At 63.7% G+C, this 22,397-nt stretch carries 18 protein-coding genes and 4 pseudogenes; 8 read left to right on the top strand and 14 right to left on the bottom strand.

The window, feature by feature from the left end:
* Window positions 1-25: 25 nt before the first annotated feature.
* From QZT63_RS05125 to QZT63_RS05105, 5 genes are all read right to left on the bottom strand, one after another.
* A complete protein-coding gene (locus QZT63_RS05125) occupies window positions 26-301 on the bottom strand; it encodes a metal/formaldehyde-sensitive transcriptional repressor (RefSeq protein ID WP_290649157.1) in 276 nt (91 codons plus the stop codon).
* A 127-nt stretch (window positions 302-428) separates the two neighbouring features.
* Window positions 429-821 carry a hypothetical protein gene (locus QZT63_RS05120; RefSeq protein WP_290649155.1) on the bottom strand — a complete coding sequence of 131 codons (393 nt, stop codon included), beginning with the start codon at window positions 819-821 and terminating at the stop codon, window positions 429-431.
* Window positions 822-1,146: 325 nt separating this feature from the next.
* Window positions 1,147-1,986, bottom strand: coding sequence for an SDR family oxidoreductase (locus QZT63_RS05115; RefSeq protein WP_290649154.1), 840 nt, complete (start codon window positions 1,984-1,986; stop codon window positions 1,147-1,149).
* Entirely contained in the window at window positions 1,983-3,743 is a 1,761-nt protein-coding gene (locus tag QZT63_RS05110; RefSeq protein ID WP_290649152.1) for an FAD-binding oxidoreductase, read from the bottom strand. The genes QZT63_RS05115 and QZT63_RS05110 overlap by 4 nt, the downstream gene beginning before the upstream one ends.
* Window positions 3,744-3,851: 108 nt before the next feature.
* Window positions 3,852-6,212, bottom strand: a complete 2,361-nt coding sequence (locus QZT63_RS05105) for an SDR family oxidoreductase (RefSeq protein WP_290649150.1) — start codon at window positions 6,210-6,212, stop codon at window positions 3,852-3,854.
* 485 nt (window positions 6,213-6,697) lie between these two features.
* On the opposite strand from QZT63_RS05105, the gene QZT63_RS05100 reads away from it, so the two are divergent.
* From QZT63_RS05100 to QZT63_RS05075, 6 genes are all read left to right on the top strand, one after another.
* Window positions 6,698-7,126 (top strand): AAC(3)-I family aminoglycoside N-acetyltransferase, encoded by a 429-nt coding sequence (locus QZT63_RS05100; RefSeq protein ID WP_366636004.1) that lies wholly within the window; start codon window positions 6,698-6,700, stop codon window positions 7,124-7,126.
* 518 nt (window positions 7,127-7,644) lie between these two features.
* Window positions 7,645-8,028 carry a hypothetical protein gene (locus QZT63_RS05095; RefSeq protein WP_290649147.1) on the top strand — a complete coding sequence of 128 codons (384 nt, stop codon included), beginning with the start codon at window positions 7,645-7,647 and terminating at the stop codon, window positions 8,026-8,028.
* A 524-nt stretch (window positions 8,029-8,552) separates the two neighbouring features.
* A complete protein-coding gene (locus QZT63_RS05090; RefSeq protein WP_290649145.1) occupies window positions 8,553-9,158 on the top strand; it encodes a DUF892 family protein in 606 nt (201 codons plus the stop codon).
* On the top strand, window positions 9,143-9,784 hold the full coding sequence (locus tag QZT63_RS05085; protein WP_290649143.1) for a hypothetical protein: 642 nt from the start codon (window positions 9,143-9,145) through the stop codon (window positions 9,782-9,784). The genes QZT63_RS05090 and QZT63_RS05085 overlap by 16 nt, the downstream gene beginning before the upstream one ends.
* Window positions 9,785-10,250: 466 nt before the next feature.
* Window positions 10,251-12,383, top strand: coding sequence for an ATP-binding protein (locus tag QZT63_RS05080; RefSeq protein WP_290649142.1), 2,133 nt, complete (start codon window positions 10,251-10,253; stop codon window positions 12,381-12,383).
* A gap of 16 nt (window positions 12,384-12,399) precedes the next feature.
* Window positions 12,400-13,353 carry a diguanylate cyclase gene (locus QZT63_RS05075; RefSeq protein ID WP_290649141.1) on the top strand — a complete coding sequence of 318 codons (954 nt, stop codon included), beginning with the start codon at window positions 12,400-12,402 and terminating at the stop codon, window positions 13,351-13,353.
* Window positions 13,354-13,555: 202 nt separating this feature from the next.
* On the opposite strand, the gene QZT63_RS05070 is transcribed toward QZT63_RS05075, so the two are convergent.
* The 3 genes from QZT63_RS05070 to QZT63_RS05060 all read right to left on the bottom strand — a co-directional run bounded on the left by QZT63_RS05070 (window position 13,556) and on the right by QZT63_RS05060 (window position 16,080).
* Window positions 13,556-13,789, bottom strand: coding sequence for a helix-turn-helix domain-containing protein (locus QZT63_RS05070; protein ID WP_290649139.1), 234 nt, complete (start codon window positions 13,787-13,789; stop codon window positions 13,556-13,558).
* A 539-nt stretch (window positions 13,790-14,328) separates the two neighbouring features.
* On the bottom strand, window positions 14,329-15,471 hold the full coding sequence (locus QZT63_RS05065; protein ID WP_290649137.1) for an endonuclease/exonuclease/phosphatase family protein: 1,143 nt from the start codon (window positions 15,469-15,471) through the stop codon (window positions 14,329-14,331).
* Between the two features lie 243 nt (window positions 15,472-15,714).
* On the bottom strand, window positions 15,715-16,080 hold the full coding sequence (locus QZT63_RS05060) for a copper-binding protein (RefSeq protein WP_290649135.1): 366 nt from the start codon (window positions 16,078-16,080) through the stop codon (window positions 15,715-15,717).
* Between the two features lie 446 nt (window positions 16,081-16,526).
* Between QZT63_RS05060 and QZT63_RS05055 the strand changes: the two are divergent.
* Window positions 16,527-17,164, top strand: a pseudogene (locus QZT63_RS05055) (transposase zinc-binding domain-containing protein); the annotation flags it as partial.
* A gap of 783 nt (window positions 17,165-17,947) precedes the next feature.
* Window positions 17,948-18,376, top strand: coding sequence for a hypothetical protein (locus QZT63_RS05050; protein WP_290649133.1), 429 nt, complete (start codon window positions 17,948-17,950; stop codon window positions 18,374-18,376).
* Between the two features lie 126 nt (window positions 18,377-18,502).
* Here QZT63_RS05050 and QZT63_RS05045 read toward each other — a convergent pair.
* The 6 genes and pseudogenes from QZT63_RS05045 to QZT63_RS05020 form a co-directional block, all read right to left on the bottom strand.
* Window positions 18,503-18,758: pseudogene (locus QZT63_RS05045) on the bottom strand (TatD family hydrolase); the annotation flags it as partial.
* A gap of 371 nt (window positions 18,759-19,129) precedes the next feature.
* Window positions 19,130-20,017, bottom strand: a complete 888-nt coding sequence (locus QZT63_RS05040; protein ID WP_290649131.1) for an NAD(P)/FAD-dependent oxidoreductase — start codon at window positions 20,015-20,017, stop codon at window positions 19,130-19,132.
* A gap of 391 nt (window positions 20,018-20,408) precedes the next feature.
* A pseudogene (locus tag QZT63_RS05035) lies at window positions 20,409-20,972 on the bottom strand (alpha/beta fold hydrolase); the annotation flags it as partial.
* 12 nt (window positions 20,973-20,984) lie between these two features.
* Complete coding sequence (locus tag QZT63_RS05030; protein WP_290649129.1) at window positions 20,985-21,194, bottom strand: hypothetical protein; 210 nt, start codon at window positions 21,192-21,194, stop codon at window positions 20,985-20,987.
* 29 nt (window positions 21,195-21,223) lie between these two features.
* A complete protein-coding gene (locus QZT63_RS05025) occupies window positions 21,224-22,072 on the bottom strand; it encodes an alpha/beta fold hydrolase (protein WP_290649127.1) in 849 nt (282 codons plus the stop codon).
* A 144-nt stretch (window positions 22,073-22,216) separates the two neighbouring features.
* Window positions 22,217-22,397, bottom strand: a pseudogene (locus QZT63_RS05020) (transcriptional regulator); the annotation flags it as partial.

Genomic DNA, 22,397 nt, shown 5'->3' with positions numbered 1-22,397 from the left:
GTCCGTCCTTTGCACACCCGCTGTGTCACTTGAGATAGGAGTGAAGCGCGGCTACAACCTGCTCGACATCCTCTTTGCGCTGTGCCGCGGGCGCATCGTCGGTGCCGAGGTGCTCGCGCACATGCTCCTCCAAGACCTTGCCCATCAGCCCATTGACGGCCCCGCGGATCGCCGCGATCTGCTGGAGGATGGCGGTGCACTCGTCCTCGCGCTCAAGGGCTCGTTCCAGCGCTTCTGTTTGGCCGCGCACCCGGCGAATGCGCGTGAGAAGCTTCTTCTTGTCCTTGATTGTGTGCGCCACGGCCCCTCTCGTGCTGTTATGTAGTATACCCCTGTATAGTATCTATAAGGATCGCTGCAAGCAAAGCAGAGCGCGGTCAAAACCGGTCTCGCAACGCGCGAGCAACGCGGCCAAGATGTGGGCCGCTTCAGCGTCCAAGCGAGAAGAGGTTGTCCCGATCACGCAAGAGGAACAGCGTCACGCAGGCGGCCAGCATGGGTATTGCCGCCAGGAACATCATGTGGTCGAAGGGGCTTAGGTATTGCTGCCACGAGGACAGTGTCGATATCCCGTGGGTGACTAGCACGAAGCCGTACGTCCAGAACCGGGCGACTCCGAGCACGAATGCGATCTCGATGGCGATCTGGGCCAGCCCGATGGCGTACATGGCCCCTGCTTCCAGCCCCCCGATGTGGTAGAAGGACTCGAAGATCCTTGCCGAGCCCTCGGGATCGAGCAGCTTGTCAATACTCCACATGACCATTACCACGAAGACACTCAGCCGCAATACGAACAAGCTCACGCCCAACCGCTGGTCCATCGGTGCTCGCTCCCGGTCGCGAAAATCGTCACGCTATTCGATAGTCTTGGGGCATTGATATACGTGGAATTCCTAAGCCATTCGCCAACAACCGAAGACAACGGACACAACATCGGTCCCTGCCAAAGCGATACAAGGTGGTCGACCTGACACCACCGGGCATGCGGGTCCGCCCAGGGCGGTTCATGACGAAGGCCCACCTCGCGCTCTGCCCCTTGGCGGTTCGCCGGCTGCCAAGGGGGCGCGGCGAATATTCGTCAAGGACTTCCCGTTCGAGTCGGGACCCTGTCACGCTCGCCGGTATCCAGGCCTCCAGGGCGTCGGTTCAGCTCGTTCGTGCGTTCTCGCGCTCGACGTGTCGCGTGATCAGCCGTTCGGCGAGCCGCGGCGAGAGTTCTGCCAGCAGCGCCAGCAGGCGCAGTTTGGCGGGGAGGTAGAGCCGGGGCTTGCGCCGAGCCGCCGCTTGCAGGATCTCCCGCGTGGCGACCTCGAGAGACAGCGCGGAAGCGCCATGGCGGGCGGCGCGCTCGCCTTGGGCGCGGCCGTTCGGGCCCAGGGCGCGCTCGCGCAGCCGTGTGCCGCGGATCCAATGGACCAACACCGTGAGCACGTCTACGCCGCTAGCGCGCAGCTCGCTGCGCAGCGAATCGCAGAACCCTTGCACGGCGTGCTTGGAGGCAGCGTAGCCGGTGTGGTACGGGACGCCCACCTTGCCCTGGATCGAGGAGACGGCGACCAGGATGCCGGCGCTCTTCTTGAGATGGGGCAGGGCATGGTAGCTCGGCTGTACCAGCGCCCAGTAGTTGGCATCCATAAGTCGCCGCAGCGCATCCGGGTCGTGCAGCTCGTCGAAGCGGCTCCACATGCTCATGCCAGCGCAGGCGAGCAGCATGTCCAGGCGGCCGAAGCGGGCGACGGCCGTGGAGACCAGCTCGGCCCCGCACGCCGGGATCGAGAGGTCACCGGGCACCACGAGCGCTTCGCCACCGGCCTCCCGGCAGCGCGCCGCCACCGCCTCCAGGCGCTGCTCGCAGCGCCCCGAGAGCGCGAGGTTGGCGCCGGCGCCGGCAAGCGCGGCGGCCAAAGAGGCGCCCAGCCCGGAGGAGGCGCCGGTGACCACCACCGCCCGGTTCGCGAACGCCTCGGCCTGCGGCGCTCGGCTCACGAATCGCCCCCGAAGCAGTTGTTTCCGGCGCCGAAGACGTTGTTGGGATCCAAGCGCTGTTTGACCGCCCGCAGGGCGCCGATCGCCTCCGGCGAGTGCACGCGCGGCACGAATGCTTGGCGTACCTTGCCGATGCCGTGATGATGCGACAGCGAGCCCCCCTGCTCGAGAATGACCTCCCGCAGGCGATGCTCGATGCGTTGGTAGATCTCATCGGCGCGCTCCAGGCCACGCCCCGAGAAACCCATGGTGAAGTAGATGCAGGCCCCGGTGTGATAGCTCTGGGAGACGCGAAACGACAGATACGGCCGTCCGGGGACACCGTGGGCGCGGCATTGCTCGTGCAACTCTCGCTCCACCGCGTCGGTGATCGCCGGCACACGATCCCAGAGCGCCGAGGTCTCGAAGGTCTCGCCAAGAATGTCGAAGCGGCTGAGGAAATCGCGGATGTAGGCGATGGCGAAGGTCAGCTGGTAGCCTCGCCGGCCTGCCTCGGCGCCAGCGGAGACCCCACCCATGTCGCGCAGCAGTCGCGCCAGCACGCGCCATTGGTGGCGCACCTCCTGAGGGCTTCCCTCGAGCACCAGCGTGCCGGCGACCAGCTGCTGCGGGTCGAAGCCCTTGACCCGCAGCAGGTAGAAGCTCTTGAGCCGGGACAGAAGGGCCTGACTGCGGCTTTCCTCGCGCTTGAGCGCCTGGCCGAGGCGAAACTCGATATTGCTGGCCAAGCGTATGCTCGCCGGGCGCACCGCGCTGCCTTGCACTGCGCGCAGGAAGGCGAGCCCGGCGGACAGGTCGGCGAACACGAACGAAGCATAGCGGCGCACCGCTGGCAGGGGATGGACCTGGATGACCGCGCGGGTGATCACACCCAGGCACCCCTCGCTACCGAAGAGCAACCGGCGCGGATCGATCCCGAGAGAGGCCCGGGGGTTCACTGGCACTGTCCGCAGCTCGCCGCGTGGGCTGATCAGTGTGGCATCGAGCACGATGTCTTCGATGTTCCCGTAGCGATTGCGCTTCATGCCGCTGGCATAGGTGGCGATCCAGCCGCCGAGGGTGGAAAGCTCCACGCTGTCGGGGATATGGCCGCAGGTCAGCCCCGCCTCGGCCAATTGTTGTTCCAGCTCCTTGCCAGTGATCCCGGCCTGGACCACAGCCCGATTGTTCGCCCGGTCCAGCTCGAGAATACGATTCAGGCGGCTCATGTTCACCGACACGACCATGCGCCGCTCCCCCCCCGGGCAGAGCAAAGCCCCGGAGACGTTGGTACCGCCGCCATAGGGGATAAGCACAACGCCGTGGTCGTCGGCCAGGCGCACGAGCTCCAGGAGTTGCGCCTCACTCTCCGGGTAGACGACAAGATCGACGACCCGCTCGGGAGCGCGGCCGGAGACGATGCGATAGACCTCGTCGACGCTGAGCTGGCCGTGACTGTGGGACAGGCGCTGGTGGTCCTCGGCGCTCATTTGCCCGGCGTCGAAATGCCGCTCCAGGTCTTCGAGAAACCCGCTGTGGCGCTCGGGCAGGGGCAACGTCGGAGGGGCCTTGGTGCTGCCCAGCTCCTGCGGGCGCAGCGCCACGCCGAGGATCTTTTCGGCGAATGGGATGAAGTGGGGCAGCGGCGCGCCCGAGAGCGGGTAGCGGTCGCCGGTCACGCGCACCGTGGTCTCGCCACAGAACTCGAAGCGCGTGTCCCGATAACCCCACAAATGCTCGAAGCGCTCGCCCGGCGCCGGGTCGTAGGAGGTTTCCAAGGTGCGTCCCCGTCGGTCTCAGGGCACGATTGCCCAACCAGCGGCCACTGCGAGCAGGACCACAGTCGTCAGAGTGATGGCCAAAGCGGCTCCTTGCGTGTTGACGGTTCAGGGAGCCCTGGGATTATCAGTGCGGTAGACCCGCATGGTTTCATCATCGTCATATTCTTTGAGCTTTGCCACCTTGGCCCGCGCGTCCTGCGCCAGACCGCGGGTGACGCTAGAGACCGTCTCGGTTTCCAACCGCTGCAGATACGGCTCGACGGGCGTCACCGGCCCGAAATGCACCCGCACGGGATGAGGTCGCATCAAGGCCTTGCCCTTGGGCAGGGCCTGATGGGTGCCCGATACATACGCCGGCAAGATCGGTGCCCCCGAGGCCAGTACCAGCAACCCGACGGTGTTCTTGAACGGCTGCATCTCGCCGTCGGGGCTACGCGAGCCCTCGGGGTAGAAGATCAGCGAGTGACCCTGGCGCAGCACCTCGACGGGGAGCGAGATGGATTTGGGGATGTTCCGAGACCAGCGATCGAAGGGGATCGCTTCGAGGCTCGCATGCAATACCCAGCTGAGCATTCGGTTGCGGAACCAATAGTCGGCGGCGGCGATCGGGTGAACCTTGTGGGCGCGGGAGCCGAGCGCGCAGAGCAACACGCCCGTGTCGATGTGACTGCTATGGTTGGCGGCCACGATGAACGGGCCCTTCTGCGGCACGTGCTGCCAGCCGCTGCACTGCAATCTCAGGTAGTGCTTGGCAACCATGCGCATCATTGCGAAGTTGGTGCGCTTGAGCGCGCGCAGGTAGCCAGGGGCTCGCCAGCCGTGCAGGCTTATGCTCGGGTCCTTGCGCGTTAGCGCGATGAGCTGAGATGCCTTGCCCCACCGCGCGCCGTTCTTGCCCGCGTCCCCGCCGGCGCGCTCTCGGGCAGTCACGCGCCGGGGCACGTGCGCGTCCAAGGGCTTGGGCTGGGTGCGGTGCATATGTAGCAGATAGTTTTCGATACCTGGCAGGTGCACCTCGTGCAGGTAACGCCGCCAGTCGAGGCCTTCCAAGCAGAAGGGAAAGAGTTCGCGTTCGCGTTCCGAAAGCCCGTCCCACAGGGCCTTGGTATTGAAGTTGACGAAGCGTGTGCGTCCGGCCGCGTAGCGGCCATAGGTGGCGGCGATGTGTCGCAGCCGCTGCAGCCGGCTCCGCCGGGCCTTGACCTCGATGCCCTTGCGCCGGCCCCAGGTGGTACGCGCAAGGGGCGTGAGCATTGGCTCCAACGCAGCCAGAGGGTAGAGATAGCGATAGTCCAAACGCAGCAAGTAGTCGTCGAGATCGGGGAAGGCGAAGTCGGGCAAGCGCCGTTTTTCACCGTTGCGCCGCAACGGGTAGCGCTCGAAGTAGTCTGCCAGCAGCGTGTGGCAGTCCTTGACCAGCAGCGGGCGTTCCATCCCGGTGGCCACATGAAAGATCTCGCGCCCGCTCTGGCTGTGCACCGACGGGACGGCCATCAATAGCGCATTGGCCACGGCGTCGACCGGGACCACGTCCAAGACGGTATCAGGGTTGCCGGGAAACTCCGTGATCAAGCCGCGGCCCATACCAACAATGACCGGATCCATCATCCGAAAGCCGTCAATCCAACCGGGGGCCGGTGTGCGCAGCGCGCTCTCGATGATGGAGGGCCGCAGGATCAACGTCGGCACGTTGCCGCGATGGCGCTCAAGGAGTTGCTCGCCTAGGGCCTTGGTGAACGTGTAGGTGTCGTTCCAGCCCCAGGCCCGCGCGCGGCGTAGACCGTGGTCGACGAGACGTTTGCGAGCTGTTTCCAGACTGTGCGAGCCGTTGCGCAGTTGCTCGCTCTGCTCCAGCAGTGCTTCGACCTCGCGCTCCGCGTCGAGCGGCGCGTTGCCGCTCGGCGCCGACGCCGAGGCGGTGCGCGGGTCTAGCGGCGTTTCGAATGCCGGCCCCGCGGCATTGTTCACGTAGCAGGTGGAGACGTGTACGAAAAGCGGTGCGCGCGGGGCTCCCTGAGCCAGTTCCAGCGCGCGTAGCGGTGCCAGTGCGTTGGATTGCAGCGCCTCATCGAGGGGCGCGTCGAAGACCGCGAGCGCACCGCTGTTGATCACTACATCGACCTCGCCGCGGATCCTCGCGTAGACCGCCGGCTCCAGTCCGAGCGCGGGCCGGGACAGATCGCCGGCGACTGGCTCGAGGCGTTGCTTGGCGAAGGCATCGAAGCCGCGACCGTGGCGCTCGCGTAGCCGCTCGAAGGCCGATGTGTTGAGAATGCGCGCTTGCAGCGCTTCCCAAGACGACCCGTTCTGGGCCGAGCCGTTACCGCGCGGCCGCAGGAGAACGTAGATCTTCTTCACCTCAGGCAAGTTCCTGAGGATCGTTTCGAGCAGCACCTTGCCGAGGAAACCCGTTGCGCCGGTCAGCAACAGGGTCTGGCCTTCATAATACCCCATCATGTCGCGCATGAGCGGCGGCCTCGTCGGCGAATCAATTGCGCCGGCGCGGGGATGTGCTCCGCGCGCGCCATCATCACAGGAATGCCTCCATCGTGCGCAAACGGGTTCGTCGAATGGGGGCGATTTCCGGATCAATGGTATCTAACGGTTCGCACAAATGCGACGCGTAGCGATAGTCACATATTGGTTGCACGGGCGCAACGGCGAGCCAGCGGCGTCAGCCGCTGAGGCGGCGCGGCCTTTTGCTCGATCCGCGTCCAAGTGCGGGTCATTATGAATGGATGGTAGGTGGACGACACGGGGTCATGGGGACGGTGTAGCTGAGCTTGCATCGGGTTCGGCGACGCACTTGTGGCATCCCCTACACAGACGGGGAAGGCTACGCTAGGGCGAGCACCGGCGAGCAGAAACCCTGTTCTGTGGCCCAGGAGGAAACGGTGTCGACGCAAGTTGACTGCACAATTCGACAGCTCACTCCAGATGACTTGGTGCTGATGGATGCGCTGTTGCTGACCTTCGGTGAGGTGTTCGACGAGGTCGAGACCTACGTCAGTAACCGGCCTGATGCGGGATATATGCGGCGATTGCTCGGCGGTGACTATTTCATCGCACTTGTCGCATTGAAGGGCAGTGCGGTCGTCGGGGGCATCGCTGCTTATGAATTGAAGAAGTTTGAGCAGCCGCGCAGTGAGATCTATATCTATGATTTGGCTGTCAGGGAAGAGCACAGGCGCCAAGGAATCGCGACTGCGTTGATACAAGAACTCAAGCACATCGCGGCTTCGCGTGGAGCCTACGTCATCTTCGTGCAAGCCGATACCGGGGTTGAAGACGAAGCGGCCATTGCCCTTTATACCAAGCTTGGGACCCGAGAAGATGTGCTGCATTTTGATATTCCGGTGGAAGGCAATGATTGCACATAACCTTCGGTTGCACACCACTGCTTGTGCCCCGCGCGCCTGCACCGAGGCGTTGAACTAAACCGCTGTTCGCGGCCTTGAGGCCGAGACTTCAACCTGCCCGATTCCGACCAGACAATAGATTTACCGACCCGAAAGCGGTCATCCCGGCATCGCGGTTGCGGGATCCATGGGTGCGGGCGTCGGGCGTTCCCAGGACCTGCCTGTACCTCGACCGTCGGGGGCTGACCTTCTATAGCACGCGATGCGGTTACGAAATACCCGGTAGTTTACGCTGGAAGTGCTATACTTCCATACAGGGTTGTTGGCGCCGGATCACCAGCGCGCGACGCGGGTGGTCCGCATCCGATCTGCCAGTGCGTGTCCGATGTTCCCGCAGCAAGCCCGGAACCGATCAGGCCTGTACGTCGAGCGTCGGTACGGCAGCCCCCCACCCGAATGTCCTGTGGCGAATGGTTCGTGCGTTGGTCCATCCGGCTTACAGCATTATCGATTGATGTATCGAATGGAGCAAAGCAATCATGAGTCACTTCAGTATTCCCCGTGGTCTGGTAGTTGCTGTCGCCCTGGCGACGCTTGCCGGCTGCGCAACCCATTCCCCGACGGCCGCTGACCGTATGCGTGGTCATGCCTCCGACGATCGCGCACGGGCGGATCTCCAGTCCGAGATCGCAGGCGATTGGGACAGTGGCCAGAAACTGGTCGATTCGGGCAACCGAAAGATCACGAATGGAGAAAAGATGGTCCAGGCGGCCCAGGAGAATCTGCGCAAGGGGGCGGCGCAGATCGAGCAGGGCAACAGCGAGGTGGCCGAGGGCAGCATGCTGTTGCGCGAGGCCGAACGGCGTTTTCGTGTCAGGTACCCGGGACTCGAAATCACTCCTGAAGAGTTAAGTACGCGATGAGTCGCTTGTGGGCGGCAGGCCTTGCCTCAACGGCCGCCGCCCGGACCCGGGGGCGCGGGATTCAAACGGATACTCTAACCTGCGATACAAGATCGTAGGTTAGGTTGAGCGAAGCGATACCCAACACAGGAGACGAGATGCCCGTCACAGGGCCGGCGCAGGCCCCAGCACTTATGATCACCAGCGTTGTTTGTTGCCGCCGCTTGCTGGTCGGCCCCAAACTCCCTGCCCACGATGACCGCCGCCTGTTCAAAAAGTGGGTGCCGACGTGCGGAAATTGGGGGCTCCCGGTATACACATGCTTTCTTACTTGGAACGATTCCCGGGCCTCGGCGTAAGTCTTGTAGCGGCCGTTCAGGTGAGGCATCGCCGCGGTCGGGCCTTCGAGCAGAGAGCTCGCCACCCATCTTCATGACGGATGCTCAAGTTCTCTTAGGAAGCAATAGTTGAAGCGCTGGAAAGTCTTTAAGTAATCAGCGGGACGCTACATTATGGGAATCATGGGATCAGAGAATTTCGAATCCATGGATGATCTTTTCATGCATCAGTTGCAAGACTTTTACGACGCCGAGAAACGCCTTACTAAAGCACTCCAGAAAACGATTGATGCAGCAAACTCGGACAAACTTTGTAGCCTTTTCGATGACCACCTGAAAGATTCGGAAAAACAGATCGAGTGGCTTGACGGGATCTTCATGGGCCTCGGCAAGCAGCCTGAACGCGAGACCGGCGAGGCAATGAAGAGCCTGATCAGCAAAGGCGAAGAGATGATCGGGGCCAAAGGCGACGACTCGTTGCGGGATGCTGGTTTGATCGCAGCCGCTCAACAGATCGAGCTTTACGAGATCGCGGGTTATTGTACGGCGCCGACCCTGGCTCAGCAGCTCGGGCAAAACCAGACTGGCGAACAACTCCAGGCCACCCCGGATAAGGGAAAAAGCGCCGACTCGAAGTTGACCGAAGTCGCGGAATCGTATGTCTATCCGGCCTCACGACCCTGTGCCAGCGAAGTCGCGTTCGCGCACAGCGCAGCCGATTACACGCTCGGCGTAGTGACCAAATGGCGGGGATCTCCGCGCACCGGTTTTTTCACAACGGTAACAAGGCCTGATTCATGCTGGAGTGGCTAGAGGAATACGCAGACGTCTTCGACGTGGCTATAGGCCTTGCAACCGTGTTTGTGTGGATTTTCTACGCCCAGCTCCTGCTCAGCAATTTTCGCCGCCAGCGCCGGCCCAAGCTGGTGATCAACCAAGGCCTTGGGACAGAACTCGACTCCCGCTGCCTGCTCAGCAACATGAGCCAGGAGGCCATCCATATCGAGAACATTTTCGGCACCGTGGAGACGGAGCGGGGCCGGTTCACAGCGCCGATTACCGATTTTAAGCCCCCGGTCAGTGAAGAGGGGCCCGTTGGCCTGGGCCAGGGCACCTTGCAAGGCCCCGTGAAATCAGGCAACTACATGGATATAGGCACGTTCCGTGACGTCATAAAAACAATTGGTCGGTATCGTCGGTTGCCAATGGCCGAGGACGAGAACTGCCTGGACTTCGATGCGATCAGCGTCACATCCATCGAGATTGTAGCGATCGCGATTTACGGGCCTGAGGATGATCCGATCGCCGCTTCCCGCGTATTCCGGTTATTGGATGGCGAGCAAGGCGTCCGACTGAAACCGTCGGACGTCAACACTCAGCAGATGGTTTCACGGCGAAGCCGGAAGACTGTCAAACATTGGCTGAAAGAACAAAGGTAGCGGTTGGATTTACCGCTTTGGACGCAGTAGGCACCGCCCGAAGAACGCTGGACACCCACTGGCGCGATCCAGGCGTTCCAGTACTGCAGTTTCCGGAAAGATCCAGCGTAGTCGGGCAGAAGGAAGAGGCAGCGCGAGCAGATGCGTGCGACGCGGGAGCCGGGATAAGCCGTCGCGGCAATTGGTGACACGGAGCACAGATTGAGCTGGATCCGACCGGCACTGTGCACCTGTGCCCGGGTGGCGTCGGGAGTCGGTGGACGAGGTTCAGATGCTGCGTGGCAGCATCGCCTTTGCCAGCCAGTAGGCCACCTCGGCAGGGTATTCGGGCTGGATAACGCGCTTAAGGCTGCCGAAAGGCCGCCGGCTGCAGGCAGCGACGGGGTCGTCATGAACGAGGCAGGGTGGCGTTTGCCGTTGTCGGACGGCGGAACGCGCATGGCGGCTTGCGCTTGAGGAAAACGCGATGCAATCGGACCCAAGAATCGCCGCCATACGGCGTCGTATACGGAACTGGCTGCCCGAGGGGTCGGGCGGGGCGATCGGCGACGGTGATCCCATTGAGGGCTTGGACGCCGATCTCACGGCGCTCGAATCCCAGCTTCAGGCGCTGGTTCCCAGTGGAAGACCGGCGGGAGAAACATTCAAGGCGCTGCGGGAGCAGGCGATACTGCGCACTGTCCTGGAGGCCATGGTCGAGGGCGTGGTCGTGGCCGATATGGACGGGCGGTTCCTCGTCTTCAATCAAGCCGCCAGGGATCTGCTGGGGCGGGGGCCGACAGACGCGGGCCCCGAGGCCTGGAGCGAGGAGTTCGGTCTGTTCCTTGCCGATGGCGTGACGCCCTGCCCGGCGGCGGAGTTGCCGCTCAGTCGGTCATTGCAGGGGGCGTCGATCGATGACAAAGAGCTGGTGATTCGAACCCCGGCGCGCCCCGCCGAAGGCTATATCTCGGTGAGCGCCAGACCCTTGTGGGGCCGGGATGGAACTCAGGTGGGCGCCGTTGTGGTGTTTCACGACATCACCGGCATAAAGCGCGCGGAACAGGAGCGGAACGCGCGTGAGAGTGCGGAGGCTAAGAGCCGCGCCAAGAGTGAATTCCTGGCCAACATGAGCCATGAAATCCGCACGCCGCTGTCCGCCGTGCTGGGTTTCGCCGACCTGCTGCTGGAGCCGGAGCTCACTGAAAGCGACCGGCTCAACTATATACAGTCGGTGCGGCGCAACGGGGAGCATCTTTTGGCGCTGATCGGCGATGTGCTCGATTTATCCAAGATCAACGCCAACAAGCTCGAGGTCGAGTACGTTGAATGCTCGTTGCATCAGGTACTGCACGAGGTCGCCTCGGCGATGCAGGTGCGCGCCTACGACAAGGGCCTGAAGTTCGATCTGATCTACGAGACGCCTATTCCGGCGCTTATCCACAGCGACCCCATGCGGGTGCGCCAGATCCTGCTCAACCTGCTCAGTAATGCCATCAAGTTCACGGGGCAGGGTGGGGTGGTGCTGAGCGCGCGCTGCCTTGACCCAGGTACGGATTCATCCCGGCTTGAGCTTGCCGTTACCGACACCGGCATCGGCCTGAGCGACGCCGAGATCGATGAGCTGTTCCAGCCCTTCCACCAGGCAAATCCGTCCACCACCCGGCAGTACGGGGGGAGCGGCCTGGGACTCGCCATCTGCCGGTCGCTGGCCGAGGTGCTGGGTGGAGAGATCCACGTTCGCAGCGCCCCGGGAGAAGGCAGCACGTTCACGTTTACCCTTTATCAGCCGATCGACGCGCATGCCGAGATGGTCGACGCGCCGTCCGTGACAGCCGATCAGCTGGAGGCCGATGGTCAAGCCACGGAAGCCTCGCGGAGGCTCAACGGGCGGATTCTCCTGGCCGAGGACGGTGTCGACAATCAGCTGCTGTTATCGACCATCCTTCGCCGTCGGGGGTTGGAGGTCGCAATTGCCGAAAATGGCGAGGACGCTGTCGCGCACGCGCTGGAGGCTCTCAACAACAGCGCGCCCTTCGATCTCATTCTCATGGATATGCAGATGCCGAAGCTGGACGGCTACGGCGCCACGGCCAAGCTTCGCAGCAAGCGATATTCGGGGCCGATTGTCGCGCTGACCGCCCATGCCATGGCTGGCGAGCGCGAACGCTGCATGGCGGCGGGCTGCAATGATTACCTCAGCAAACCCATCGCCCGGCAGGAGCTTCTTGCCGCAGTCGAGTCTTACCTGCTGCGCGACCCTCCGGCGCCGGCCCCAACCGTTGCGCTGGCTTCCGAAAGCGGGCTGGATGACAGCACGAGCCCTCTCCAAAGCAGCTACGCCGACGACCCGGATATGGCGGATGTGGTGGCTGGTTTCGTGGAACGCCTACCCGCGCAAATCCGCGCTATGCGTTCAGTCGCCGCGGACGGCGAATTCGACCACCTCAAGCGTCTTGCGCACCAGCTCAAAGGTGCGGCCGGCGGTTACGGGTTCATGCCCATAAGCCGGGAGGCGGAGTCGCTTGAAGCGGCGGCACGCGAGGCGACTCAGGCCGGTGACGTGAATGACGCCGTCAATCGCCTCGCCAGCCTCTGTGACCGGGTACGCAGCGGCTAGTGGAGAAGGGCAGACTATGATCAAGGCAACGGCGCAATCGGTCCTCGTTATCGACGACTCGGCGGACATCCACCAGCTTGTCGGCGCCCGGCTCAGTTCCGAAAGGCTGAGCTTTTTGCACGCCTATGACGCCACGGAAGGCTTGGAGATGGCCCGCCAGGAGCTGCCCGATCTGGTCTTGCTGGACTTGGATATGCCGGGGACCGACGGCATGACGCTATGCCGTCAGCTCAAGGAAGACGCCGCGTTAGTACAAATACCGGTGATTTTCCTCACCGGCACCATTGATTTGTCCACCAAGGTTCAGGCCTTCGACCTCGGTGCCGTGGATTACGTCACCAAGCCCTTTGACGCCGTGGAGCTCAAGGCCCGGGTGCGTTCGGCCCTGCGCACCAAGCGCTACCACGACCTCTTGGTGACCAAGGCGCAGATCGACGCCCTGACCGGCCTGTGGAATCGGGGCTATTTCAATGATCAGCTGGCAATCGAGATCTCGCTGCTGAAGCGCGGTGGCCGTCTCATTTCCCTGCTGATGGCGGATATCGATCACTTCAAGCCCATCAACGATACCTACAGTCACCCCTTCGGCGACGCCGTCATACAGCGTATTGCGGGGGTCTTCAACGACATCTCGCGGGAAAGCGACGTGGTTTGCCGCTATGGCGGCGAAGAGTTCGCAATCATTCTGCGGCACACGGCGTCCACCGACGCGTGGGTCATCGCGGAACGCATGCGTCTGGCGGTCGCGGCCCTTGAGCTAAAGTATGGCAAGGAACAGGTGCGGGTCACTGCGAGCTTTGGGATTGCGGGCAGCGATCAGTTCGACGATCAGGCTCGGTTATCAAGCAAGACCCTGTTGAAAGCCGCCGATGCGTCTCTCTACCAGGCGAAAGCCAACGGGCGTGATCGAGTTGGAGTTGAGTGGGACCACGAGGCGGGTGGAATCTGGAGTCGGTTCAGCAGCGGATAAACACCAGCCAGGGATCCCGACAAAGCTGCTGAACATTCCGCCTCACGCCCCGCACCATCAGTCGAAGGCATTGAACCGATCCACCCAGCAGGCGCTGCACTGCATCGTCACGGTCGTGGCCTAGGCGTCGCGCAGCATCACCGTGTAAACCCCCAACAAGAGCCGGAGCGGGCGGCCGTCACGCAATCGCGTCGAGACCCTTTTAGTGCACCAGCGTCAGCAGCTTCAGCGATGCGCGCACCGGCTTCTTATCGCCTCGTTCCCACTGGCTGACCAGATCCGTCGCAACATTCAGGTGCCGGGCGAAGACGGCCTGGCTCACGCTCTCCCGCTCGCGCAGGGCACGGATTTGTTCCTTCGTCGTCGGCCGCACCGGCGTTAGGCGGAGCAGCTCCTGGGTTCGTCGATCACCGACCGTATCGCCGTCGGGCGGCACAGGGCCGCAAGGTGTTCACGCTTCGAGAGGCTGCCGTCCTGTGGCGAGCCGTTCGATGACGGGGTCGTTAAGGTCGCCGGATTACTCCGGGCATCCTGCCCTCCGCCCTTCGGGCCCGCCTGCGGCTGTTCCAAATAGCTCCAGGCGATTTGGTCGGCATCGAGATCGACAGATCGGCAGGAGTGCCGATTCGCACAGCCGAAGGCCGCCGCCGTGCCGAGCGCCGCCGCAGCGGGGGCTGTTCGACGAGACGGGGTGAGCCCACGCTGACGTCGTTTGGGCTGTGCCGTCAGCGGCTCGGCAACGACGTCGCTTGTCCACAAAAGCGGCGGGAGGGGGAGCAGTGCGCCGGCGAGGCTGTCGCCGGGGTGACTTCGGGGCCGTGATGCCGCTCTGCACGCTGATGGGCGAGCCGGAGCGGCCTGCCGACGGCAGGTACCGACGCCGATCAGGCAAGAGTACCCGCTGCGAGCCGCCGAAAAGGTGGTTTATGCTGCCTATGCGCGAGCGCTCGACGTCGTTCATGCCCGTAACAGGGGTCACCGGCCGGGGGCAGCTCGTCCCGAGGGCCGGTCGGGCGGGATGAAGAGCGTCGTGATGGCACCGGCGTGGTCGCTGGGCCACAGGCCAGACGCCGTCCGCTCAGCCGGGTCGGCGCCGACAATGGCGGTGCCGGCGACGTCGAACGGCCCGCGGAATAGCGCCACGTCGATCCGGAGCCCGAGGGTCGGCTCGTCGTTCATCAAATCCGGGTCGTGGCAGCACGTGAAGCCGTCCGCACCCGGCTGGTCGAGCGTCCACGCGTCGACGAAGCCCGCATCGGTGAGCAGCTCATACGTCTTGCCGGGCGTGTGCCCCGGTGGGCCGGGGGAGTTGACGTCGCCGACGAGCACGACCGGCAGGTCGGTGTCGGCGGGCCCGGCGAGGAGCTCGGTGGCCTGCGGGAAGCGGACCTCGGGTTCGAAGGCCTCCAGATGCGTGTTCAGAAAGCGGAACTGCTTCCCCCGGACCTTGGCGTCCACCGACGTCCAGCCGCGGGGCACGCTGATCGTCTCGTCGACGAGCGGCAGCTCGAGGCTCGTGGTGAACGTACCCGACTGCGGGTTCGCGAGCTTCAGGTCGGCGGTGCGGACGTCGGCGCGAGCCAGGACTACCCCCCGGTCGGTCATGCGCAGCGCGCGGCCGGTCAACGGGTTGTCCAGCTGCTCATCCAACAGGTTGACTGACGCGACTGGATCGTAGGCGAGCCCGCGGTCGGCGAGCGCATCGAGCAATATGTCGAGGAAGTCGAACTCGACCTCCTCGACATACTGCTCGGTGGTGGTGATCGGTCCGGACCGCCACAAGGTCACCTCCTGCAGGCCAACGAGATCGGGCCGATGGTCCGCGATTTCGTCGGCGAGCGCGCCGGCGCGCTCGGGGAAGTTGGTGGCGAGCACCTGCCTCCAGACCTCGTCGACGGCTTTCAGGAGCTCATTTGGCGTCTCGGCCTCGAACAGGGGCGACAGGCTCGCGCCGAGGTATAGGTTGCGCGTCATGACCGTGACCGTCCGTTCGTGCTCGCCGTCTTCGGGCGGCCCCTGCGACGCGGCCGGGCCGATCGCGATTGCAACCAACGCGGCCAACAGAATTCCGACGACGAGTGCCCGTGCCCGCTTAGTCACCGCGGTGTTGTCCCCCATAGCCGTCCACCTTTCCCCCCTAGGCGTCTGCCCGAGCAGATTAACACCTCATTATCTGCCAGCAAATACGCCTGCTAGAGCCGGACAGGGATGTCCGGCCGCAGATCAAGCCCTACAAGTGCTTGATCTAGTGTCCTGCTAGGGGTTCTGGCAGCAGCCGTGAACCGGTAGCAGTCCGTTCCCCGGGGCGGCGCGGGCTAGGGCGCAGAAGGATGGCTGGGTCAGCTACGACCCGGAGACTGGTCAGTCCGCCAGGATCTCCACGTCCTCCAGCCAGTAGCCCTCGTCGTCCGCCACCATGATGGCACCTATGTTCTGGTCTACGGCCAAATCGTCGGTCCAGTACTTTTCAGGTACCGGGAATGCCATGACCATGGCGTCCATGTAGCCCGGTATCTCCTTATGATCCACGTACCAGGCCCGCTCCTGGGGATCGATGGACACGATGGTGCCGGTGAGCTCGTGCCGCTCCTGGTCCGACGCCGCCCCATAGTCCCCATATGGCGGTCCGGCGCAGGCGACGAGCATCAACGAGGCGCCAGTGACAGTCAGGGTCCGTAGCATGATCCGGCCCGTGAATCCGTGCCGCGTAATGGCGTCGTAGTACATGGCGTATCCATTTTTTATCGTCTGGGTTGATTGTAGCTGTGGCTATCGGGGGCTGCGCCTGGCTCTGTCGGATTGGTCCAGTGGTATCACCGTCCCGCCGGGCCCTGGCGGATGCGGGCATCCACCAGGATAGTCTCGCCAGTGGTCTTGCCCGCCCCGGTGAGCAGCGAGGTTACTGTCTCGGCTACGCCCTGGTGCTGGATCACATCCCGAGAGGGTGCAAGGTGCTGGCGGTGGCGTACCCGTCACGCTGCTTCTCGTGGTTTTCAGGCCCGCCTTGAACCGTCCGGTCTCAACGAAACCCGGGCGGACTGTGTTGATACGCAGCTCCGGTCCCAGGCGCCGGGCCAGGGAGACAGTCATATGGCGAGCTTCGTCGTGCTGCCCTTCGCAAGCCACTCAGCCTGATACCCTGAGCCGCAGGACGACTTCGCAAGGATGCGATCATGTTGCCTTCGCCGGCTGGCAGGGAAGCCAGTTTGGGTGGCGGCGCGCCGCCATATGTGCGCCACCGCCCGGAGCGGGCCCTACTTTCTCAACTTGTCGAGGAGTATTACCTGGCGTTCAAGGCGCATCTGGCGGCGCAGGGCACGTATCTCCCCGGGTATGTTGAACGAGAGTTCGAGGACTACCTCAAGTGCGGGCGTCTCGACCACGGTTTTCTACGGGTGCGCTGCGACAGTTGCCATGCCGAGCAGTTGCTTTCAGCTCCGAGAAGCGCGGCTTTTGACCCAGCACCGGCGCCCGGCGCATGGCCGAGAGTGCGGCGCTGCTGGTCGATGAGGTATTTCCCGAACAGCCGGTTCGGCAGTGGGTGCCGAGCGTCCCGTACCCGTTGCGTTTCCTGTTCGCCAGCCGCCCTGCCGTGATGGACCGGGTGCGAGGCATCGTTTATCGCTGCATCGCCACGCACCTGATCAAGAAGGCGGGGTTCTCACGTAACACGGCCCAGACCGGCGCGGTCACCCTGATCCAGCGCTTCGGCAGCGCGCTCAACCTCATCGTTGACTTCCACATGCTGTTCCTCGACGGGGTGAACGTCGAGCATCCGAACGGCAACGTGCGTTACCAGCTGAAGACGCCGTAGCGAGACGGCACGCCGCACGTCATGTTACCCCGGGCGTCCTGCCCTCCGCCCTTCGGGCCAGCCCGCGGCGGTTCCAAATCGCTCCAGGCGATTTGGTCGGCATCGAGATCGACAAATCGGCTGGCGTGCCGATTTGCACAGCCGCGGACTGCCGCGAGACGGTCGGGTACAGGGATGTACCCGATGACACCTGCCAGGCCTGCGGCGGGGCGAGGATCCTCGGCGATGCCCACGATTTCGACGGCTCGTGTTCGAACTGCTCGCGGCATTCGACCCGGTGGAGATGGAACTCGGCACCGGGAAACGTCGCAGTCGACGCTTGGGGGTTGCCCTCGCCCCGCTCGTCGTCCGCCGAGCTGGCGGCCTCGTCTCCGTTTGGACTGTTGCAGGCGGACTAGGGCAAGGTCAAGGGGCAAAGCGCAGGCCGCCGCGCGGACAAAGTCTGGGGTTAAAACCATGAAATGATTTCACTGCACGCGGGTGGAGAGGGGTCGCATCAATCGAACTCGCCACCATGCGGCGAAAGCGACCTCCTCTGGAGTCCAGTAACGGAACGGGTTTTCGTCAAGGGCGCGCTTGTAAAGCCGACGCGAATTGGGGGCGGGAACCGAATTGCTGGCGGCAGGTTGACTCGCTTTTCTTGTCCGGAGGTTGGAGCATCGGCCGTTCGGGCAGCTGGACGCGGCCCGATTGGCAACTTGAATTCGAGCGTTGATGTGGGTACCCATGGCGAGACGTGCCCTATCCGCAGATGTCTTTGCGAACGGGAGGAGTGAAACCATGACGTATCGAGTGTTGCGAACGCTTGGCCCCGCGGTCCTGATCTTCATCTGGCTCGGAGGAGTCACCGCGAGCGACGACGAGGCCCCCGCAGCCGGCGACGCTTTCGATATCACCGAGGGTGAGACCCACGTGATCGCCGACGAGATGGTCTCGGGAGAAGGGGAGTGGCGTTTCGAGTTGTCCTCCTTCAACCAGGTACTGGTCTTTGAACTCGACGATGGCGATCCGAACAAGGTACTCGGCTACTCGATCGACTGGGATGGCCAGCAAGAACCGATCGAGGCCAGCTCGGAGGATACGCCCAAGAACGAAGAATTCTCCCGCGCGGAACAAATCCCCGCCGGCGAGTTCGTCGTCACGGTCTATGGTGGAGACGACATCCGGACAGAGATCGTTCTCAGGCATCCGGCGGACCACGACGAGTAGGACCACGACGAGTAGAACAGACCGCTCAAGGCCGCGCATGAACGGGCCTCAGAGTCAACCTAGGCCACGAGGGCATGACCAAGGGCATGGGGTCGGACCTTGCCTTTTGCCCTCGGTTGGATGGCGTCAGGCCTCAGTGGTTTCGGGGAGGTAGTAGAAGGTGCGGGCCGTGGCGGTGGTGTGGGCGGCGAGGCCTTCGGGACTCTCGTCACGGAGCGTGGCCGCGTATTCGCCGAGCACCACGGCGGCCGGCACCCGATCGCGCCAGCGTCGCAGGATCGATCTGGGCGAAGTCGTGGTGGGCGTCGCGCCCGTGCAGGAACACGGGCAGGCCGAGGTTTGCGGCTAGCTCCAGCTGGGCCTCGAAGGCGATGCGCTGCTGTCATCCGAGCTTCGTCGTGCTGCCCTTCGCAAGCCACTTAGTCTGATACCGTGAGCCGCAAGACGACTTCGCAAAAATGCGATCATGTTGCCTTCGCCGGCTGGCGCGGGGGCAGTTCGACGATACGGGGTGAGCCCACGCTGACGTCGTTTGGGCTGTGCCGCCAGCGGCGCGGCAACGGCGTCGCTTGTCCGGAAAAGCGGCGGCAGGGCAAGAAGTGCGCCGGCGAGGCTGTCGCTGGGGCGACTTCGGGGCCGTGATGCCGGTCTGCATGCTGATGGGCGAGCCGGAGCGGCCTGCCCACGGCAGGTGCCGACGCCGATCAGGCAAGAGTACCCGCTGCGAGCCACCGAAAAGGTGGTTTATGCTGCCTATGCGCCCGCAACGTGTGGGTAGTCCGGCACCATCACGGCGGGCATGCCGCTGAGGCGAACGACAAGCCGGCTTGCTGCCTTGCGCCCGAGCCACAGCAGAGGTGCCGCTACAGCGCGCAAGGCCCGCTCCGTCCGGCCCACCGCATGATACGGCGGGTAGTACGGCGCTACAGAGACTCGGAGGAAGGCAAACCGGTCGACGCGGACGCGGCCGATGTATCGCGGCAGCATCCAGTGCGGCGACCGGAACACCAGGGTGGATGATGTGCCCTCCTTTGCTGCGAAGCTCGCACAGTCGAGCGCCGATTTCCCCGCGCCGACAACGACGACACGTTGCCCCCGAAGCACGTCGGGCTTGCGTATCTGGCTTGAGTGCAGCACCGGCCCGGCGAAGCGCTGGATGCCATCGATCTGCGGTAGTCGCGGCACCGAGAAAACGCCATTGCAAATCACGACGAAATCGAAATGTTGTCTTGTCTCGTCCGCTGAAGCGTACACACGCCGGGATCGGACCTCGAAGCCCGCATGTGGTGCATTACTCTTGGCAGCCGTGCGGGAGACCGAGAGGATCTCTGTGTCGAGGTGGAGATGCGGCGTCAGCCGGAAATGCTCCGCGTAGGATGCGAGGTCGTCCATCACTTGCGAAGCGGTCGGAAAGTCGCCGGTTGTCTCGGGGTAGGGGAAGTCGGAGAAGGCGTAGGTCTCACGCGGGTTGTTGGTTCGAAGTCCGGGATATGCACGTGTCGGCGCCCAGACACCGCCAACGGTGGCGTTCTTCTCGAAGATGCTGACGTGGAATCCGTCGTTTTTGACCACCTTCGCGGTCACCAGTCCGGCGACACCGGCGCCGATGATGCATGCCCGCCTTTGCCGTCTTTCATCCATGCACACATCCCCAGGTTCGGGGCATTTGGGGAACCCGTTCTAGGGTCCGCTACGAGGCCTCTGCGAGCTGACGGCGGGCCTCGTGCGGCGTGACTTGTCACGGTGACCCGCCTACCCTCAGCAGCCTAAACGTTGGGAGGGTGATCTGTCTGGTTCAGATTCTGAACCGATCCATGGCCGTGTTTGCAGGACGAGACAACGGCCCCGCAGGATCGCGCGGGGCCGTTTGGTTGGTCCCGGGCCGGCTTGCCGGGCTACAGGACTAATTTGAAGTGGTCGCGAACGTTCGCTGCAGGAACGCCCTCAGGTCTTGGTTGAATTGGTCGGCGGCTTCCAGTTGCGGTGTGTGGCCGATCCCTTCGTAGACTCGCAGCTCGGCACTTGGGAGTATCTAGGCGGTGTACTCGGAGGCTTCCAGCCGCACGATCTGGTCTTCGGTTCCATGCACGACGAGCGCGGGGGTCTGAACGTCGGCCAGTGCGGCGTAGCTGTCCTGTCGCTCGCGGCCGAGAATGGCCCCGCGCACTTCGGGTGGCACCATCATGGAGCTGCCGAATATGGTCGCGAACCGCTCACGGTCCAGGTCATCGGCCGTTAGCATGTCGACGAAGGTGCGGGTCGATGTGATGTTGGTCCGGGGGTCGTGCGAGGCCATGCCGCGAAACTGAGTGAGCGCCTCGTCGTGAATCACGCCTTGCCCTTCGGCTGTCTCGCGGCTCGTGAAGGCGCCGACGAATGCCAGGGCGCCGATGTCCTCGTCACCGTACCGGTGCACGTAATCGGCAATGATCGAGCCAGCCATGGACCAGCCGACCAGCGCTGGATTCTCCAGCTCCATGGCGTGAATGACCGCGTCGATGTCCGTAGTCCAGAGCTCTGGTGCCGCATACTGTTCGGGCTCCAGGGGCTTATCAGACCCACCGTGTCCGCGTAGGTCCACGGCGACAAGCCGGAAATGCTCCGCGAGCTATACTGAGTACTGTGGTTCCCAGGCCAGGGAGTTAACGGTGAAGCCGTGAATGAAGAGGATGGCGGGCCCTTCCGGGTTGCCCGACTCGTAGACGGCAAGGTCCACACCGTTTGCTCCCGTGACGGTGCTCATCTCTTTGGCGTGTAACTGGCCGGTGGTCAGCATCGGGAACAGGCTCAGGGCGAGTGCCAGTTTCAGTGTGTTCATGGCGGATCCTCCTCCGTGGGTGGTTTCCATTACCATGCTGCGCAGAGAGCGGCAGCGCCGCATGAGGCAGTGGTTGCATTCTTCCTGGGGAAGAAGGGCTCTTCCAGAAGGATGTGGTTGCAACTGTCAAGGGTTGCGAGTTCGGCGCCGGGAATGCCACTCGCCAGCGCGCGCGCCGCTTTGAGGGGCACGACTGCATCCCGTTCCGCGTGGATGACGAGCGTCGGGCAGCGTACGTACTCGAGCCGCGAGAGGACGTTCAGGGCGCCAAGCATCCGGATGGTCGCCGCCGCATTCACTCCTGAGGTCGTCCGCCGGGCCACGTCGGCGAACCACTCGCGCTGTGTAGCGCTGCTCTCGGGTGCGAAAAGGCGTCCGAAAATGTCACGGAAGGCGGGATGGCCAACGTCCCAACCCAGCGCCGCCAAGTCGTGAAGGGCGGTCCAGATCCGGCGGTCGGCCTCCTGACCGTAATGCCAGCCGGCGGCGAACCCGCCGTACAGCAGCAGCCGCTCGACGCGCTGCGGATGCCGTGCGGCATACTCGGCTGCCACCGCCGCTCCGTGGGACATTCCGAACAGTGCAAACCGTTGCAGCCCAAGTGCGTCGACTACGCTCTCCAGGTCGGTGGTGCAGTCCTCGAAACTGACATCCTCGGGCTGTCGATCCGAGAGCCCGGAGCCGCGCTGGTCGTAACGGATCAACCGATGGCGGCTGGAGAGAAAGCGAAGCCAGTGCTGCCAGACCGGGCCGTGCCAGTCATATTCGGTATGAGTCATCCAGGTTGCCGCGCGCACCAGGGGCGGGCCAGTGCCGGACTGTGCACAAGCAAGCCTGACGCCGTCCCGGGAGCGAATGATGTCGATTCTCTGGCGCATGTTCGTGCGTCGCTGACAGCGGGATGACCGCACCTGTCAGGTGCTTCTCCAAAGCGGCCCCCGGAGAGGGGGAAAGCCCCATGGAACAGCGTAGCGGGGAAGTCCCGGACAATGCGTTCGTAAAATATAACGGAATGAGCCGGGCTACGCAGGCACTAACCTGGCCTGCTGCCGCGTTGCCTCCTCGGTGATCACGGACAGCATCATCCACCTGGGGAGGCTGCGGGCGAGATCGACCCGGCCGTGCACGCGGATCTCGCCGCGGTCAATCGCCGGGGCGAGGGGACGCTGCCCGATCCACACGCGCCCCATGACGCGAACGGTG

This window comes from Aquisalimonas sp., from assembly GCF_007120195.1.
Classification (GTDB): domain Bacteria; phylum Pseudomonadota; class Gammaproteobacteria; order Nitrococcales; family Aquisalimonadaceae; genus Aquisalimonas.
Note: the sequence above shows the minus strand (reverse complement) of the source record. Positions and strands in the feature narration are given on the sequence as shown.

Excerpts from the sequence above, each read along its gene's own strand:
- QZT63_RS05120 (WP_290649155.1), bottom strand. The coding sequence starts at position 821 with ATGGACCAGCGGTTGGGCGTGAGCTTGTTCGTATTGCGGCTGAGTGTC.
- QZT63_RS05105 (WP_290649150.1), bottom strand. The coding sequence starts at position 6,212 with ATGCGCGACATGATGGGGTATTATGAAGGCCAGACCCTGTTGCTGACC.
- QZT63_RS05100 (WP_366636004.1), top strand. The coding sequence starts at position 6,698 with ATGGATGCGCTGTTGCTGACCTTCGGTGAGGTGTTCGACGAGGTCGAG.
- QZT63_RS05095 (WP_290649147.1), top strand. The coding sequence starts at position 7,645 with ATGAGTCACTTCAGTATTCCCCGTGGTCTGGTAGTTGCTGTCGCCCTG.
- QZT63_RS05090 (WP_290649145.1), top strand. The coding sequence starts at position 8,553 with ATGGATGATCTTTTCATGCATCAGTTGCAAGACTTTTACGACGCCGAG.
- QZT63_RS05085 (WP_290649143.1), top strand. The coding sequence starts at position 9,143 with ATGCTGGAGTGGCTAGAGGAATACGCAGACGTCTTCGACGTGGCTATA.
- QZT63_RS05080 (WP_290649142.1), top strand. The coding sequence starts at position 10,251 with ATGCAATCGGACCCAAGAATCGCCGCCATACGGCGTCGTATACGGAAC.
- QZT63_RS05075 (WP_290649141.1), top strand. The coding sequence starts at position 12,400 with ATGATCAAGGCAACGGCGCAATCGGTCCTCGTTATCGACGACTCGGCG.
- QZT63_RS05065 (WP_290649137.1), bottom strand. The coding sequence starts at position 15,471 with ATGGGGGACAACACCGCGGTGACTAAGCGGGCACGGGCACTCGTCGTC.
- QZT63_RS05060 (WP_290649135.1), bottom strand. The coding sequence starts at position 16,080 with ATGTACTACGACGCCATTACGCGGCACGGATTCACGGGCCGGATCATG.
- QZT63_RS05050 (WP_290649133.1), top strand. The coding sequence starts at position 17,948 with ATGACGTATCGAGTGTTGCGAACGCTTGGCCCCGCGGTCCTGATCTTC.
- QZT63_RS05040 (WP_290649131.1), bottom strand. The coding sequence starts at position 20,017 with ATGGATGAAAGACGGCAAAGGCGGGCATGCATCATCGGCGCCGGTGTC.
- QZT63_RS05030 (WP_290649129.1), bottom strand. The coding sequence starts at position 21,194 with ATGAACACACTGAAACTGGCACTCGCCCTGAGCCTGTTCCCGATGCTG.
- QZT63_RS05025 (WP_290649127.1), bottom strand. The coding sequence starts at position 22,072 with ATGCGCCAGAGAATCGACATCATTCGCTCCCGGGACGGCGTCAGGCTT.